The organism is Acinetobacter sp. LoGeW2-3 (genome assembly GCF_002688565.1).
In the GTDB taxonomy this organism is placed as follows: domain Bacteria; phylum Pseudomonadota; class Gammaproteobacteria; order Pseudomonadales; family Moraxellaceae; genus Acinetobacter.
In genome coordinates, this window is record NZ_CP024011.1 from 209,980 (window position 1) to 225,999 (window position 16,020).

15 protein-coding genes are annotated in these 16,020 nt (G+C 40.6%); 8 read left to right on the forward strand and 7 right to left on the reverse strand.

The window, feature by feature from the left end; all coding sequences use genetic code 11:
* The first annotated feature begins 19 nt into the window (after nucleotides 1-19).
* Together BS636_RS01000 and BS636_RS01005 are read left to right on the forward strand one after the other, a co-directional pair.
* Nucleotides 20-1,453, forward strand: a complete 1,434-nt coding sequence (locus BS636_RS01000) for an AAA family ATPase (protein WP_099337115.1) — start codon at nucleotides 20-22, stop codon at nucleotides 1,451-1,453.
* On the forward strand, nucleotides 1,446-2,111 hold the full coding sequence (locus BS636_RS01005; protein ID WP_099337116.1) for an HNH endonuclease: 666 nt from the start codon (nucleotides 1,446-1,448) through the stop codon (nucleotides 2,109-2,111). Before BS636_RS01000 ends, BS636_RS01005 begins: the two co-directional genes overlap by 8 nt.
* A gap of 41 nt (nucleotides 2,112-2,152) precedes the next feature.
* Here the strand turns inward: BS636_RS01005 and BS636_RS01010 are convergent, their stop codons facing one another.
* Both BS636_RS01010 and BS636_RS01015 read right to left on the reverse strand, forming a co-directional pair.
* On the reverse strand, nucleotides 2,153-3,199 hold the full coding sequence (locus BS636_RS01010; protein ID WP_099337117.1) for a molecular chaperone DnaJ: 1,047 nt from the start codon (nucleotides 3,197-3,199) through the stop codon (nucleotides 2,153-2,155).
* 108 nt (nucleotides 3,200-3,307) lie between these two features.
* Nucleotides 3,308-4,027, reverse strand: a complete 720-nt coding sequence (locus BS636_RS01015; RefSeq protein WP_099337118.1) for a carbonic anhydrase — start codon at nucleotides 4,025-4,027, stop codon at nucleotides 3,308-3,310.
* Nucleotides 4,028-4,420: 393 nt separating this feature from the next.
* Here BS636_RS01015 and BS636_RS01020 point away from each other — a divergent pair, with 393 nt between their 5' ends.
* Complete coding sequence (locus tag BS636_RS01020; RefSeq protein WP_099339566.1) at nucleotides 4,421-5,101, forward strand: DUF421 domain-containing protein; 681 nt, start codon at nucleotides 4,421-4,423, stop codon at nucleotides 5,099-5,101.
* On the opposite strand, the gene BS636_RS01025 is transcribed toward BS636_RS01020, so the two are convergent.
* From BS636_RS01025 to BS636_RS01035, 3 genes are all read right to left on the reverse strand, one after another.
* A complete protein-coding gene (locus BS636_RS01025) occupies nucleotides 5,098-5,787 on the reverse strand; it encodes an HAD family hydrolase (RefSeq protein ID WP_099337119.1) in 690 nt (229 codons plus the stop codon). The two genes, BS636_RS01020 and BS636_RS01025, sit on opposite strands and share 4 nt — an antisense overlap.
* 140 nt (nucleotides 5,788-5,927) lie before the next feature.
* Nucleotides 5,928-7,085 carry a porin gene (locus tag BS636_RS01030; protein ID WP_099337120.1) on the reverse strand — a complete coding sequence of 386 codons (1,158 nt, stop codon included), beginning with the start codon at nucleotides 7,083-7,085 and terminating at the stop codon, nucleotides 5,928-5,930.
* Nucleotides 7,086-7,222: 137 nt separating this feature from the next.
* The gene (locus BS636_RS01035; RefSeq protein WP_099337121.1) at nucleotides 7,223-8,470 is read right to left on the reverse strand and encodes an MFS transporter; all 1,248 of its coding nucleotides are present in this window, start codon (nucleotides 8,468-8,470) and stop codon (nucleotides 7,223-7,225) included.
* A 133-nt stretch (nucleotides 8,471-8,603) separates the two neighbouring features.
* On the opposite strand from BS636_RS01035, the gene BS636_RS01040 reads away from it, so the two are divergent.
* The 5 genes from BS636_RS01040 to putP all read left to right on the forward strand — a co-directional run bounded on the left by BS636_RS01040 (nucleotide 8,604) and on the right by putP (nucleotide 13,357).
* A complete protein-coding gene (locus BS636_RS01040; RefSeq protein ID WP_099337122.1) occupies nucleotides 8,604-9,233 on the forward strand; it encodes a 1-acyl-sn-glycerol-3-phosphate acyltransferase in 630 nt (209 codons plus the stop codon).
* A 62-nt stretch (nucleotides 9,234-9,295) separates the two neighbouring features.
* Nucleotides 9,296-10,213 (forward strand): patatin-like phospholipase family protein, encoded by a 918-nt coding sequence (locus BS636_RS01045; protein ID WP_099337123.1) that lies wholly within the window; start codon nucleotides 9,296-9,298, stop codon nucleotides 10,211-10,213.
* A gap of 100 nt (nucleotides 10,214-10,313) precedes the next feature.
* Nucleotides 10,314-10,775, forward strand: coding sequence for an NfeD family protein (locus BS636_RS01050; RefSeq protein ID WP_099337124.1), 462 nt, complete (start codon nucleotides 10,314-10,316; stop codon nucleotides 10,773-10,775).
* Between the two features lie 21 nt (nucleotides 10,776-10,796).
* Nucleotides 10,797-11,651, forward strand: a complete 855-nt coding sequence (locus BS636_RS01055) for an SPFH domain-containing protein (RefSeq protein ID WP_099337125.1) — start codon at nucleotides 10,797-10,799, stop codon at nucleotides 11,649-11,651.
* A gap of 215 nt (nucleotides 11,652-11,866) precedes the next feature.
* Nucleotides 11,867-13,357, forward strand: a complete 1,491-nt coding sequence (gene putP / locus BS636_RS01060; RefSeq protein ID WP_099337126.1) for a sodium/proline symporter PutP — start codon at nucleotides 11,867-11,869, stop codon at nucleotides 13,355-13,357.
* A gap of 68 nt (nucleotides 13,358-13,425) precedes the next feature.
* Here putP and BS636_RS01065 read toward each other — a convergent pair whose 3' ends face one another.
* On the reverse strand, nucleotides 13,426-14,334 hold the full coding sequence (locus BS636_RS01065) for a polyprenyl synthetase family protein (RefSeq protein ID WP_099337127.1): 909 nt from the start codon (nucleotides 14,332-14,334) through the stop codon (nucleotides 13,426-13,428).
* A 245-nt stretch (nucleotides 14,335-14,579) separates the two neighbouring features.
* Nucleotides 14,580-15,779 (reverse strand): 2-methylaconitate cis-trans isomerase PrpF, encoded by a 1,200-nt coding sequence (prpF, locus tag BS636_RS01070; protein WP_099337128.1) that lies wholly within the window; start codon nucleotides 15,777-15,779, stop codon nucleotides 14,580-14,582.
* Nucleotides 15,780-16,020 lie beyond the last annotated feature (241 nt).

Genomic DNA, 16,020 nt, shown 5'->3' on the forward strand with positions numbered 1-16,020 from the left:
CAGCCCTTTATTTTTCTCTATGTCTTCAATTTTTGCCTTATTTTTCAAAGAAAAAGTATTACAACTCGATGGTAAAAACCTTATTATCATAGGTAATAATGGTGCAGGAAAAACTCGTTTCTTAAACAATCTTGCTAATGATTTAACAGGACGAAATGGTCGACATAACTCTGAGAACAGAGAGAAACTCAAGCATGAGTTAATATCTTTAATTAATTATGGTGTAATAAACTTTCATTCTTCTTTAGATTTTCAAGAGAAAGAAAATAAGCATCTTAAAGAAATATTTTTACAGGATATAGCCAATCTTGATTTTGTGTTTACGAAAGAATTAAATGAATTTCAAAAAAAATTAAATTACAAATATAGTATTTTTCAAAAAAGGTTAGGAAATTTTTCTAAAACTAATAACTTGAGCTTACGATTTAAAAATTATAAAGATAATCAGAAGAACTACTACTACTCTTCACCAGAACACATACATAACTATGTTAGAGAAATAAATCACTTAAGTAATTCTTATTTATCGAATCAAAAACCATTAGAAGTGGTGATGTCTTTATATGATAAAAATAATATTTTTTTCTTTGATGCGGCTCGAGTTCCAAGAATGGATTTTTCTTTAGATGTTTTTAAGACATATGATGATTTCTTAGACATTGATTCATTCGCCAATATTGAAGGTGCATTAGAAGCATATTTGGTACGTCAAAAATCAGAATTAATAGATTTAATGAAATTTAGAACTTTAGAAGGAACAAAAATAAGACAAATTAGTAAACTTGAAAAATGGTTAATAAAAGTAGAATCCGATCTAAAATGGATATTTGAAAATGAAAATACAAAACTTTCATTTACTCAAGACGGTAATAAAGTATTAATTAAACAAGGAGAAAACTCTTTTTCTTTTGATCAACTATCATCTGGGTTTAAAGCCATATTTAATATTTATACAAACTTATTAATGCGCGCACAAATAAAAGATTTAGAGCCTGAAAATTTAATTGGTATAGCCATCATTGATGAAATTGATGTACATCTTCATATATCACTTCAAAAAAAGATTTTACCCTTTCTTATAAAAGCATTCCCTAAAATTCAATTTATTGTAAGCACGCATTCACCTTTTGTGATCACCTCACAAAATAGCAATACTTTTGTTTTCGATCTAACAACTAACGAACTTATTGAAAAAGATTTAAGTCATTATTCATACGAATCTGTTATTAAAGGATTATTCCACGTCGGAATAAAATCTGAACAGTTAGAGTCAGAAATCAAACTTATAGCTGAAATCTTAAATAATGAACCAAATAATTATGAAAACCTCAGGAATATTTTAAAAAATATTAGTCCTTTTGTGAAACAACTAGATGTTGAGTCAAAATCTTTTTATTTCAGAGCATTAAATCATTTACTAGACAATCAAGAACTGGGAGATCTTGATGTTTAAAGTTATACGTTCAGATAAACCTGAAGATTGGACAAACTCTAATTACACAGACCCAGTGGTAGTTAAACAATTAAAAAAAGATTTTTTTTCTAAATGTTACTTATGCGAACAAACGGATTTCGGTAATGTCAATGTAGAACATTTTGTACCACACCTTAACAAAAGCGAAGAGCTAAGGACGGATTGGAATAATCTTTATTATGCCTGCTCTCACTGTAACGGTATTAAAGGCTCAAGACATAAAGAATTACTCGATTGTTGTGAAGAAAGTCACAATGTAGATACTGCTATTTCTTTGGAAGCTCCAAGTGTTCCAAATGGAAAAATTGTCTTAACTAACACATTAAATAATAATTCGGAATTATTTGAACTCACAAATAAAACCGTAGCATTATTAGAGCAATGCTATAACAATGCGAACAGTGGTAATCAACAAATAAGCCACCAATATTTGAAAGAAAAAATACTAGAAGAGCATGCTTATTTGCAAAACTTACGTTTCCAACTAAAAAATGGCTGGAACCGTTTAAGAAGACAACAGAAAGCTGATCTTATTGAAGATATTACCAATATGCTTCAACCCACTTATCCATTTTCAGCATTTTGGAAAACATATGTTAGAAATGATCCTTTTTTATCAGATGTTTTAAATCAATAACCCTGACCCTCTCCCCAAGGGAGAGGGAGTAAAGCAAGAACTTAAAGCACCCCATTCTCCAACAACATCTCCAATCCACTCACCTTCTTCATATATTTCAACCGTTCTTTCTCTACTTTAAGCTGTTGCTTTACTGCTGCTGTATCAGCATCAATCTGCTTATATAAGTCAGTAATTTGAACTTTGCCTTTCGATTTCTGTATTGTAATTTTGGCTTTCTGCGACCAAACCAGATCTGCAATCAGCTCATCAATTTGATCCTGCAATTTATGACTCTGCGCATTCAAAGCCAGTTGGTAAAACTTCACTTGCTCGGCAGTTAGTCCCTTTTTCGAACTATCCCGGTTTTGCTCCACCTGAATTTGCATTTTTAACAAAGAAAATAAATCCTGCTCGGCATAAGCTTCATTAGCACGTTGCAACATTTCAGTCTTTTCTATTTTCTTGGCTTCATCAGGTTCACGGTCAGGGTGAATCGTGGCAGCAATCTTTAAATACACCGTTTTTAATGACTGCTCCGCCATCTTCTCCGCTTGTTCCCTTTTCTCTTGCTGACGCTTAAACCTAGCTTGCTCACGTGCCTGGCTGTATTGCTCAGCGTCCAATTCTTTATAGACTTCGGAATCTATCTGATCTGAATCATTTAGCTCATTAAAACTTTCTGCAACTTCACTCGATGCTTTATTTTTAGATTTCTTGGTTTGGGCATATTCAACCGATTGCTGAAAGTAGTGATATAGCTCGTCTACCTTCTTATGTTGCTGCTGATTTAATGCAGGTAATTCTTTTAACATCCCAGCCAAAACATAAATTTTATCTTCTAACTGAGCCATGTCAGCTTTGCTGAAATTATATTGACTTAGGCTATTCCAAAGCTGTTGCATTTGCTCAAACAGCACCACATACAATGCATCATATACAGGCACGAAGGTCTTTCGGGTATATTGCTGAATCTCTTCTTTCGCCTGTTGCCATTGTTCCAGCTCACACTTCTGCTGTTCAATTTTATCAATCAGACGATTCAGCTTTTTTTGCTGTGGTGTAAGCTCTAAGTCTGGCTGAACAGTGGTTTTTAGATCAAAGGACATAGCGAAGATGCAAAACAAATAAATACTATTTTATTCCTAAAACTTTTGAGTGACTGCTGATTTACTGCAAATTAAAAAGCAGACCGAAGTCTGCTTAGTAAAAATCAATTAATTTTCAACAATGACACGCCCATTTAATGGTTGAATCGGACGGTTATTCGGATGTCCCATTAAATCGGTAAATTGTTTAATCTGCTGTTTAGAAGCTGTTTGGATTTCTTTCATCATTACCCAGCGCACCCCTTCTGAACATGGTGGCGTGGTCAGCGATCCACTAAAGCGATAGTATTCTTTATTCTGTGGCAGCATGCCATTTACCGATTGTGGCTTGCTCAGTACAACTTTTTCACCCTTCTGTTTAGGTAAATGTTTCCACATCCTTTCTAGCATCGGATTTTCTTTGCCCTGCTCATACATCATCCCCACCACGGCGAGTTCACCTTTCGCATTGGCATGAACAAGATGAATTTCTAGAGGATAACTTTTCCCTTTAATCTGGTTTTCACTTGGGCTATGAAAATGGAATTGTTTCAACTCAAACTGCTCACCATCCAGTTCTAAAACTCCACCTTGGGCAAAGTCGACCTGTACTGTATGACCATTATTCTGGATGGACTGAATCAGAGTGTCATAACTAAACTTTAAAGGTTGCAGCTCTGCCTTGACGGTATTTTCGATATTGATAGGTGACTGATTTACGCTATTGCATGCAGCATATTTTTGGCTCAGCGAACCCCACTGATGGGTCTGCTTATAATCCCAGTCTGCATCCGCATATGCTGCTGTCGTGAGTCCAAATGCAACTGCACATAGCATGACCTTTTTCATTTATTCACCTACCCTCGTTATTACCACTGTTTTTAAATACAGGAATATTCATGTATTTATTTTCTTTAAAGTACAATTAAGCAAATGATTTATTAATAAATAAAATTAATATTAACGATATTTCTATTAATAAATCAGGCGGGTTTTATTAAAACAGAGAGGAAAATCAAGACAAGTACAAAAGATTCCATTCTTAATTTAGAATGTCGTGCAAGTTTTATAGTTTTGTTATTAATTGAAAAATAAACTATTTTTATCCCGTTAATTTATATTCATCATCGGTTCATCAAATACCTAAGATACCGAGAGCTCCTCTTTATATACATAATCACTAAACTCTGCATCCTGCTTCATTGCTACACTCAAATCAAGCTAGGAAATATGGGTAAGCATTTGGATTTTTTCACGATTTTCGTTAATGATACCGATTGGAAATTTGTCGGTGAGATTCTACTGCGCTGCCTGATCATGTATACCATGATCATTGTGTTCCTGCGCCTGACCGGTAAGCGTGGGGTACGTCAACTTTCCATTTTCGAAGTCGCGATTATCCTGGCTTTAGGCTCTATTGCGGGCGATCCAATGTTCGATGAAACCCTGCCTTTATTGCAGGCATTTATCGTCATGTCGACCATTATTGTTTTATACCGTCTCACCACCTACCTGACCATGCAATATCAACCCTTTGAAGATCTGCTCGAAGGCAAACCGCTATATATTGTTGAAAATGGCGAAATGGTACTTGAGCATATTTCCCAAGGAAAAATGTCGCACGATGAATTCTTTGCTGAAATGCGTCAGCAAGGTGCTGAACATCTGGGGCAAATTCGTACTGGACTGCTGGAAAGCGATGGCAAATTCAGCATACTCTTTTACAGCCCTGAAGAAGTCCGTTACGGCTTACCCCTATTTCCTAAAGCCCAACAAGAACTAATTACCGAAGTTGAACCGCATAGCTATTACGCCTGTCTGCACTGTGGCAATGTTGTTTTACTATCTACTCCAGATGCCATTTGCCAGCGCTGCAAATATTGCAAATGGATCAAAGCCATCAATACACAGCGTCAAACTTAAGCTTTGAGATAATCCAGCACTTGAGCAAGATTCTGAATCTTGTGTTCGATCTGTTGTAATGGGGTGTGGAATCCTTCCATCCATAAGGTTTGCATGCCTGCACTCTGCGCACCTTGAATATCATTGATCGGATGATCACCGATATAAAGACAATGCTCTGGTGCGACAGCCAGCTTGTGCGCGGTATAGTGGAAAATTTCAGGATTTGGCTTACTGATGCCAACCAGACCTGAGCTGATGATTTCATCAAAATAATGGCCAAATCCAAGTCCACGAATAATATTCATTCGGGTGTCATGTCCACCATTGGAAATAATGGCCAGCTTATAATTATCAGCTTTAAGTGATTGCAATAAGATTTCTGCCTGAGGCATGGCTACGGCGAACTGACCAAAATTTTGGAACCAAAAATCACTGAGTTCTTCCAGTTGTGGTTTAGACTGCCAGGACAATTCTTGCAAGAGAGCAAAAGCAACTGATCCGCCAATCGTGGAATGAGTCAGCAATTCCTTTTTAGGATAACCGCCATTATCAATACGGCGTACGATCTCGGTAATTTTTGCAACATCAACTAAATCTAGCGCATGACTATAATGCTCTGCCAGATATCGGCTATACGCCTGCACACTCAGATCACGATGGGTTAGCGTATTATCCAGATCAAATAAAACAGCGCGTACAGTCATAATATTTACATCAAACTTTTGCGCTTACTTTAACAGTTCAGACAGTGCTGTTATTCGGTTTAAAATCATAAGCTATACAAATTTCCATATAAAAAGGCGATGTAAAAACATCGCCTTTTTTTCAGATCACAAACTCTAAATTAGAATTTGTATTCTAGACCTGTACCTACAACAGGTTGTTTAGTTTCATTTGAAGCTTGTTCAAGTGTTAAATAACCAGCATAGCCATAAGCTTTTACTTGCTTAGAGAATGCATAATCAGCGCCAACGAGAATTTGTTGAGCATCGTAATCTGATTTACCATTTTTAAACTCAGTTGTACTTTGACTATATTGGCCTTTCACAGTCCAAGCTTTCGCATTTGGAAGATTATATTCCGCGCCAATTAACCAAGCTTGTTGATCATCAATATTTCTGATTGTTGCAAGCCAAGTTGGCAAAGTTTCATCATCCGCATCCGCATTAGCTGTCTCTTCAACTTCTGAAGTTTGATAAAGTGCCTTAATAGCCAATGCATTATCAAGTAAATTCACACGACCAATAGCACGAATTGTATTAGCAGCAGCAAATGCACTACCTGCCACCCCACCTGTTACTTCTGGTGCAGAAGCATTTTGGAAACCACGACCAGCAAAGTTAGATGGGATTGCTTTGTCATAGCCAAGACCTAATACAACAGGTTTGCTGTCATACACCACAGATGCTGACCATGCATCACCTAGACCACGACCTGCAACCTTAGCTCCGCCTTTAGATTGGCTAATACCACCTGCTTCACCTGTTGCCAAGAGTGCAGTTGCTTTTAGTTTACCATCACCAACTGCTAATGCTGGAGCTTCATAAACTACCACATTATCGATACGGTTTTCACCAGTCATGATACCCGCTACATCTGCTTTATTTGCAATATAGTTATTAAATGTATCAACCACAGCAGAAAGTTGTTTTACAGGCGTATCAATTTTACCTAGTTTAATTGCACCTAGTTGTTCATCTTTAAGACCAACTAAAAGATTACGTGGTACAAATGTGTCAGAATTACCACCGTTATCTACGTAGAAAGTGAATTCTGCTTGGTAAAGAGCACTTAAACGGTCAGTAAGTTTTTCATCACCTTTTAGACCGACAAATGAATTATTAGTATTCAGCTCAACGACATCACGGTCACTTACGCCGGATCTATTGTCTTCTGGCAAATAATCTACAGATGCATCAATTTCACCATAGAAAGTTGGTGCTGCAAAAGTTGTCCCCGCTAAAAGGCTTAATGCAATCGCTGTTGCTAACTTAGTTTTCATTTCAATAGTCCTTTGGTTAATTTTGTAACAAATCATACACAACGTCTTTATACTACAAAATTATTAAAAACATATTTATATATTCTTTTTAGTACTTTAGGCTAATATCCAACCAAACAATTGATTCAGATCATTTTTCAATCAATTTCACGTTGTTTTATCCAACCGTTTATCGGGATTAAGCACAATATTGCAATAAAAACGATGCCATACAGATAATTCTGATAGCCCAATTTATCCCCTAATATTCCACTTATACTGTAAAGCCCACCACTAACCGTCGCCATAATCGCAACCTGAAAAGTAAAGTCTGTTCCCGCTAAATGCTTACGGCTATATTGCATGATTAAAGTCAGCATCACGACTAATAACATGGCAGAAATCATGTCTTCAGCTGCATTCACTAGATAAATCACCACAGGTGCAACTGACTGCTTGGTCTCGTATTGCATTGCCAGCCAGGCATAAGCCATCAAGCTAATAATCTTGAGAATTGAGAACACCAATAAAGTTCGGGCACGTGAAAATATTTTTAAACACCAGCCCGCGAGTCCTGCTCCAATCAGTGCTGCAAAGGCACCGAGCATAGTGACGTAAATCCCGATCTGACTAAAGCTTAATCCCATATCGACCATCAATGGTTTTAATAAGGGACCGGACAGACCATCTGCAATTTTAAAAGTCACCAAAATTGCTAACCACCAACGTAAGGTCGGATGTTGCAGAAAGTATTGAAAATAGGTTTTTAACTGGAATTTATTTCGCTGGGCTTGTGCAATAGCATTTAGGTTTTCATGTCTTGGTTCTTTAAACAAAAGTACGGGTAAAGTATTCAGAAAGACTAAGGCTGCTAAAATGAGAAAAGTGGTTTGCCATTGCAGGACATCTAATAACCATAGAATCGCACCGCCACCGACGATAAAACCAAGCCGTGAACCAATCACCTGAAAGGTATTGCCCCAGTGTTGCTGTTCATTTTTTAGAATATTGACGGCAAGTCCATCCGTGGCAATATCCTGTGTCGCCCCAACGCCATTCATAAAAAGCAACGCCACAAAAAAAGCCAACAGATACACTGGCTGGTTCAATGCATCGATCGGCATAAAAGACAGGACGATCAGTACGAGAACCGACAACAGCTGCATCGGGATGATCCAGCTTCGATAATGTCCTTTTACAGCTGAGCCATATCGATCTACCAACGGCGCCCAAAAAACTTTGATCGACCAAGGCAACATCAACAGGCCAAATCCACCGATATGGGTCAAAGATACACCTTGAGCACGCAAAATGACTGGAAGTGCATGTGTCATAAACCCCACTGGCAAACCTTGCGCCCAGTACAGGGAAAACAGCAAAACATAGATGTTGCGCATGGCGGGCATTAAGAGTCCTTGTACTGATCAAAGCTTCCAGAAAACATTATCTGGCATAGAGTTTTTGCCAGTGAAAAAATTACAGCAAAGGAATAATATAATAAAAACAAAGAATATTGTCGTAATTAAAGAGTCTGATAAGATGGCAAATACCTCCTTTCCAAACCTGCCTCCTTTAGTCCCTGGACGTGGCAGTAAATTCAGCCGGACATTTTATAAAAAGCTTTTTCTTGCCCAAGGCTGGAAAATGGAAGGTGAATTTCCAAACCTTCCGAAAGCTGTTGCCATCATTTCTCCACATACTTCCAATATTGATGCCTGGCTTGGTTTTAATGCCCTACTCGGTCTCGGCATTCAGATCACTATTTTTGGTAAAGACAGTCTATTTCGTACCCCACTGAAACCCATTCTGGAATGGATCGGTGTGGTTCCTGTAGTACGAGATACTCCTCAAGGTCATACCCGACAGATTGTGGATGTGATTAACAAAACCGACCGGATCTGGGTCGGTATGGCGCCTGAAGGTTCACGCAAGGCACCCGAAAAAATCCGTAGCGGTTTTTACCATATTGCCAAAGCAGCCAATCTGCCGATTGTGATGTTTTCCTTTGACTATGACATCAAGACCATTCATATCTTGGGCGTATATCATTTAACCGGTGACTATGAATATGATCTGGAGCAGATCTATGCTCATTATGAAGGCAAGATCTCGGCAAAAAATCCGGACTGGATTGCCAAGCCGTTACAAAAGCTGGTGAAAAAACGCTAGGCAAAGCAGTAGTTTTTTGTTCTGATAAGGATAATTTGCTTATTTAACACTCAATTTTTAGAATGAAATTAATCCGTTATGCGATGATTGGCTGCTTGGGTCTGAGCCTGGCCGCCTGTGATAGAAGTCCTACCAAACCTATTGTAACTCCTACGCTTAAAGCCCGTGAACCCGTCATTGCCCTTGCCTTGGGTGGTGGTGGTGCGAAAGGCTTTGCTCATATCGGCGTGATTAAAGTCCTCGAATCTCATGGCATCAAACCTAAAATCGTCACTGGAACCAGTGCCGGAAGTTTTGTCGGCAGTCTGTATGCCAGTGGTAAAACTCCATATCAGTTACAGCAAATTGCCCTTAATTTTAAGGAAGCAGATATTCGTGATCTGACCTTAAATCGTCAAGGGATTATCGCGGGTCAAAAGTTGCAGGATTATGTGAATAAGAATGTCGCTAATAAACCCATTGAACAGTTCCCGATTCGTTTTGCTGCGGTTGCGACCCGCCTAGATAATGGTCGTAAGGCTGACTTTATTAAAGGCAATGCCGGTCAGGCTGTTCGTGCCTCTTGCAGTATTCCAAATGTCTTTGTTCCAGCAGTCATCGGTGGGACCAAATATGTCGATGGTGGACTAGTTAGCCCGATTCCAGTGAAAACAGCCAAGGACATGGGCGCCGATATTGTCATTGCGGTGGATATCTCGGCACGCCCCGATGCCAATAAAGCCGTGAATATGTTTGGCCTACTGGATCAGACCCTGAATATTATGGGTCAGCAAAGTATTAATGAAGAACTGAATCAGGCCAGCATCGTGATTCAGCCGAAGGTCGGACATATCGGTACACTGGATCTAAAATCGAGCAATGAAACCATTCTGGAAGGTGAAAAGGCTGCCCAGTTAAAAATCCGTGCTATTGAAAAAGCCATCAGCGATTTCAGCAAGTCTCAGGCAGCACTGCAACCGCCACGCAAGGCCAAGTTCTAAATCAGGCATTGCAGGTATTCATCGGCTGCTGCATCTGCTACATTGAAGTGAAGATAAAAATCATGATGAATATTTAATATTGAATGACATAGGTTAATTTATGGAATTTGTTCTTGAACCGTGGCACTGGTTTGTACTTGGGATCATCCTGATTCTGTCAGAGTTAATTTTGCCAGCATTTGCCGCACTCTGGTTTGGTGTTGGGGCAATTATGGTCGGCATTCTTTATTGGATGTTCCCGATGATGGGACTGACCACGCAGCTACTGACCTGGATCATTCTTTCTGTGCTGTGTACGCTGGCATGGTTCAAGTTTATTAAGCCGCTGTCTACCGACAAGACCAAGGCCGGACTATCACGTGAAGCGACGATCGGTCAGGTCGGTATGGTGATTCAAACTGATCTGAACAATGGTCAAGTCAAAGTCCGCTTTCCGCTCCCTGTCCTCGGTTCAGATGAATGGGACTGCCGTACCCTAAGCCCGGTACAAGTTGGCGACCGGGTTCGTGTAGTCGATATTCTCGGTAATGACTTGGTCGTACAACCCCATAGCAATAATTAAGAAAAGGAAAAGGTAAAAGAGATGAGTGTAAGTTCTATCATTATGCTGGCCTTGCTGGCATTTGTTGCTGTTACCATTTTCAAAGGTGTACGCATTGTTCCTCAAGGCTATAAATGGATTGTACAACGTCTGGGTAAATACCATTCCACCTTGAATCCTGGCCTGAACTTTGTGATTCCTTATATCGATGAAGTTGCCTATAAAGTAACGACCAAAGATATCGTGCTGGATATTCCGTCTCAGGAAGTGATTACCCGTGATAATGCGGTCTTGCTGATGAATGCCGTGGCTTATATCAACCTGACTACACCTGAAAAAGCTGTATACGGGATTGAAAACTATTCATGGGCGATTCAGAACCTGGTTCAAACTTCACTGCGTTCGATTGTCGGTGAAATGGATCTGGATGATGCACTGTCTTCTCGTGATCACATCAAGGCACGTTTAAAAGCCAGTATTTCAGATGATATTTCGGATTGGGGTATTACTCTAAAAACCGTAGAAATTCAGGATATCAAACCATCTCATACCATGCAGGCGGCAATGGAAGAACAGGCGGCGGCTGAACGTCAACGTCGTGCGACAGTGACCAAAGCCGATGGTGAGAAACAGGCTGCAATTCTGGAAGCTGATGGTCGTCTTGAAGCCTCACGCCGTGATGCAGAAGCACAAGTGGTATTGGCAGAATCTTCGCAACGTGCCATTGATATGGTAACTCAGGCAATTGGTGATAAAGAAATTCCTGTGGCCTACTTGCTTGGCGAGCAATATGTGAAGGCGATGCAGGATATGGCGAAATCTCCAAATGCCAAGACTGTGGTATTACCAGCGGATATTATGAATACCATTCGTGGTGTCATGGGTCGCAATCATTAATTGTTAAGAAATATGAATCAAATAGGCAGTCGAATGACTGCCTATTTTCATTTAAATCAAGAAAATCTCAGCAAAGATTGTGAAATTATGGTTAAATTTCGCGTTTATTTTTGAAATCTTCTGGATACGATGTTGCATGGTTTTCGGATTAAAGACCACAACATTTGTCATAATCCTTATTTCGATCTACTGTCCAACTTAAAAATGGATACCGTATGAGCTCCCTAAATCCAACCTTAATTACCTTCCTCTTTTATATTGTCGCCATGGTCGTGATTGGCCTGATGGCTTATCGCGCGACAACAAACTTTTCCGATTACATTTTAGGGGGCCGACGTTTAGGTAGTTTTGTCACTGCACTTTCTGCTGGTGCTTCCGATATGAGTGGCTGGCTGCTGATGGGCTTGCCTGGCGCAATTTATCTTTCTGGTCTGTCTGAAATGTGGATTGCGATCGGTCTGATCATCGGTGCCTGGCTGAACTGGCTACTGGTTGCTGGACGTCTGCGTGTACATACTGAAGTTCAACACAATGCCCTGACCTTACCGGACTATTTCTCGAACCGATTTAACGACCAGAAAAAAGTTCTGCGTATTGTTTCTGCATTCGTCATTCTGATCTTCTTTGCGATCTACTGTGCTTCCGGTATGGTCGCAGGTGCACGTCTGTTCGAAAGCATGTTTGAACTGCCATATAGCACTGCCCTGTGGATCAGCGCAATTGCAACGATCAGTTATGTATTTATTGGTGGTTTCCTGGCTGTCAGCTGGACTGACACGATTCAGGCGACCTTGATGATCTTTGCCCTATTACTGACTCCGATCGTCACAATTTTAAGCTTCTCAGATATATCACAAATGACTCTGGCTTTAGAAGCTGCACGTCCGCAGGCGATGAATGTACTGGGTGATCTGAGCTTTGTTGCGATTATTTCCTTACTGGCTTGGGGTCTCGGTTACTTTGGTCAGCCGCATATTCTGGTACGCTTTATGGCAGCAGATTCGGTAAAATCAATTCCGAATGCACGTCGTATCGGTATGACCTGGATGATTCTTTGCCTAGGTGGTGCAGTCGCAGCTGGTTTCTTTGGTATTGCTTACTTCCAGGCACATCCTGAATTGGCGGGTACGGTAACAGCTAATCCTGAAACTGTATTTATGGAATTGACCAAGATTCTGTTCAATCCATGGATTGCTGGTGTGGTGCTGGCTGCCATCTTGGCTGCGGTGATGAGTACTTTGAGCTGCCAGTTATTGGTCTGTTCAAGCACGTTGACTGAAGACTTTTATAAGTCATTCTTGCGTAAAAATGCGTCTCAGAAAGAACTGGTTTGGGTTGGCCGTTTAATGGTGCTGTTGATTGCCCTGCTTGCCATCTGGATGGCAGGTAATCCTGAATCTAAAGTGCTTGGTCTGGTGGCTTATGCATGGGCTGGTTTTGGCGCTGCGTTTGGCCCACTGATTATTCTGTCATTGTTCTGGAAACGTATGACCCTGAATGGTGCCCTAGCCGGTATGATCGTGGGCGCGGCAGTGGTGATTCTATGGAAGAACCTGTTTGCAGCAACTGGTCTGTATGAAATCATTCCAGGCTTTATCTGTTCAATGATCGCCATTATTGTGGTGAGCTTGATGGGCAAAGCCCCAACAGCTGAAATTACGGATCGTTTTGAACAGGCAGAACGTCTGTACAACGAAAGTAAATAAGATTCCCTGAAATAAAAAAGAGGACTGCAAGTCCTCTTTTTTATGCATTGAATATTTTATTGAGATGATTAACTTTTACGGTGTAACAGGAACTGCGTGATCTGGGTCAATTCTTCCGCCTGACCTTCAAAATGAGCCAAAGCATTTAAGGCCTGATCATGTAGCTGTTCAGCATATTGCTTTGCCTGCTCTAATCCCATTAAAGCTGGATAAGTCGATTTTTCCACCTGTTCATCCTTGCCTGCTGTTTTACCCAGCACTTCGGTATCAGAAATAATATCTAAAATGTCATCTTGTACTTGGAAAGCCAGACCAATCGCCTGGCCAAATTCACGCAATTTCGGAATCGCCAGATCAGTGCCCTCAAAAATTGTTACTGCTGCCATCATGATTGCGGCAGAAATTAACGCTCCAGTCTTATTACGATGAATCGTTTCTAATGCGTCCTGATCAATTTGCTTCCCTTCAGATTGCAGATCCAGTACCTGACCATTGACCATCTTGGAAGATGCCGTTGCCAGAATCTGCATCTGTTTTAAGATAATCGCCGGCTCTACTGCGGGTCCCTGATCGAACAGACGGCTACCGAGAATTTCAAAAGCCATCGATTGCAGAATATCGCCAGCAAGTAACGCCGTATCTTCACCAAAAGCAGCATGACAAGTCGGCTGACCACGACGCAATAAATCATTGTCCATACATGGCAAATCATCATGTGCTAGCGAATAGCAATGAATGAACTCAATTGCCACCGCAGCACGACGTACTGCAGCAGTATTCTGATTTGGTTTAAGCGCGGCTGTGGCATAACATAAGGCTGGACGTACACGTTTCCCACCCAGCATCACAGCATGATGTACCGCTGATTTTAGCGGCTCAGGAATGGCAAAAGCATCAAGTGCTGTCAATAAGTCCTGTTGAATACGATGTTGTGCTTGAGTCAATGCATGGGTTGACAGCTCAGTTGTAGATGACACATTCGCCTCAGATCGGTTATTCAGTATATTTTCGATGACAAGGATAAGGAACTTGCCGCTTTATTGCAGCATTGTACCTCTAATCATCCTGAATTATCAGCTTGAAATCGTCTGCTTATTTTGCTCTATCAAATTGATAGATCATTTTTAATTGGAATATGCTGTCTACAAAGCTAAATGCCATGACCCAAATAAAAAAACCATTGTCGGAACAATGGTTTCTTATACAAGCAGCATTCAATACATTAATTCTGTTCTGTCAGCACATCTTCAGGCACACGTACCCAACCTTCCATCAATACACGGGCACTACGGCTCATGATGGCTTTTTTCACTTTCCATTCGCCATTTTCTTGAGTAGCCTGTGCACCCACGCGTAAAGTTCCGGATGGATGACCAAAGCGCACTGCTTCACGCTCACCACCACCCGCAGCTAAATTTACCAGAGTTCCAGGAATTGCTGCGGCCGTGCCAATCGACACGGCGACTGTTCCCATCATGGCATGATGCAATTTACCCATGGATAAGGCACGAACCAGCACATCGGTATCTGCTTCAGTGATCGCCTTGCCACCTGAAGAAACATAGGCTTTCGGCTGAGATACAAATGCAATTTTAGGGGTATGTTGACGTTGCGCTGCCTCAGCAATATCAGAAATCAACCCCATTTTTAATGCGCCATAGGCACGAATGGTTTCAAATTTGGCCAATGCTGCAGGATCACTGTTAATATCATCTTGCAGTTCAGTTCCTTGATAACCCAAGTCTTCAGCTTTCAGGAAGATAGTCGGAATCCCTGCATTAATTAAAGTTGCTTCAAAGCTACCAATGTTCGGCACAACCAGTTCATCTACCAGTTGACCTGTCGGGAACATTGCCCCACCCTCGGCATCATCATCCGCAGGATCCAGAAATTCGATCTGAACTTCAGCTGCAGGGAACGTTACACCATCCAGCTCAAAGTCACCGAGTTCCTGCACCTGGCCATTGACGATTGGCACATGGGCAATAATGGTTTTTTGAATATTCACCTGCCAGATGCGTACTGTGCAGATGCCATTGTCCGGAATACGAGCGGCATCCACCAGACCATTGCTAATCGCGAATGAACCTACGCCCGCTGTGAGATTGCCACAGTTACCACTCCAGTCGACAAAAGGCCGGTCAATCGCGACCTGTCCAAACAGATAATCCACATCATGCTCAGGCTGCTGGCTTTTAGACAGAATGACCGTTTTACTGGTACTTGAACTGGCACCACCCATTCCATCAATCTGCTTAACATAAGGATCTGGGCTACCAATGACACGTAACAGTACCTGATCTCTAATTTTGCCCGGTTTTTGTGCTGCAGATGGAAGATCTTCCAGCTTGAAAAATACGCCTTTACTGGTACCACCACGCATATAGGTAGCTGGAATCTTGATTTGCGGGGCAAAACTCATATTTTTATCTTCCTTCAACTTGTCTTTATTTTGTAAACATCGCGGGGCTAAATCGATGTGAGTATAGTATATTTATACTGCATTAAACTGGCTGCTCGACCTTTGTATAAAAAAGCAACATTTGTGAAATTTGAATTGACCAGTTCAAATTCAATTCATCATATTCAATAAAATTAATATATTGATTCATTTATCTTTTATTTCATTTATTTTTATAATATTTTTTTATAAAACTGATAAC

Coding starts and splice junctions, on each gene's coding strand:
- BS636_RS01000 (WP_099337115.1), top strand. CDS start 20: ATGTCTTCAATTTTTGCCTTATTTTTCAAAGAAAAAGTATTACAACTC.
- BS636_RS01005 (WP_099337116.1), top strand. CDS start 1,446: ATGTTTAAAGTTATACGTTCAGATAAACCTGAAGATTGGACAAACTCT.
- BS636_RS01010 (WP_099337117.1), bottom strand. CDS start 3,199: ATGTCCTTTGATCTAAAAACCACTGTTCAGCCAGACTTAGAGCTTACA.
- BS636_RS01015 (WP_099337118.1), bottom strand. CDS start 4,027: ATGAAAAAGGTCATGCTATGTGCAGTTGCATTTGGACTCACGACAGCA.
- BS636_RS01025 (WP_099337119.1), bottom strand. CDS start 5,787: ATGACTGTACGCGCTGTTTTATTTGATCTGGATAATACGCTAACCCAT.
- BS636_RS01030 (WP_099337120.1), bottom strand. CDS start 7,085: ATGAAAACTAAGTTAGCAACAGCGATTGCATTAAGCCTTTTAGCGGGG.
- BS636_RS01035 (WP_099337121.1), bottom strand. CDS start 8,470: ATGCCCGCCATGCGCAACATCTATGTTTTGCTGTTTTCCCTGTACTGG.
- BS636_RS01040 (WP_099337122.1), top strand. CDS start 8,604: ATGGCAAATACCTCCTTTCCAAACCTGCCTCCTTTAGTCCCTGGACGT.
- BS636_RS01045 (WP_099337123.1), top strand. CDS start 9,296: ATGAAATTAATCCGTTATGCGATGATTGGCTGCTTGGGTCTGAGCCTG.
- BS636_RS01050 (WP_099337124.1), top strand. CDS start 10,314: ATGGAATTTGTTCTTGAACCGTGGCACTGGTTTGTACTTGGGATCATC.
- BS636_RS01055 (WP_099337125.1), top strand. CDS start 10,797: ATGAGTGTAAGTTCTATCATTATGCTGGCCTTGCTGGCATTTGTTGCT.
- putP (WP_099337126.1), top strand. CDS start 11,867: ATGAGCTCCCTAAATCCAACCTTAATTACCTTCCTCTTTTATATTGTC.
- prpF (WP_099337128.1), bottom strand. CDS start 15,779: ATGAGTTTTGCCCCGCAAATCAAGATTCCAGCTACCTATATGCGTGGT.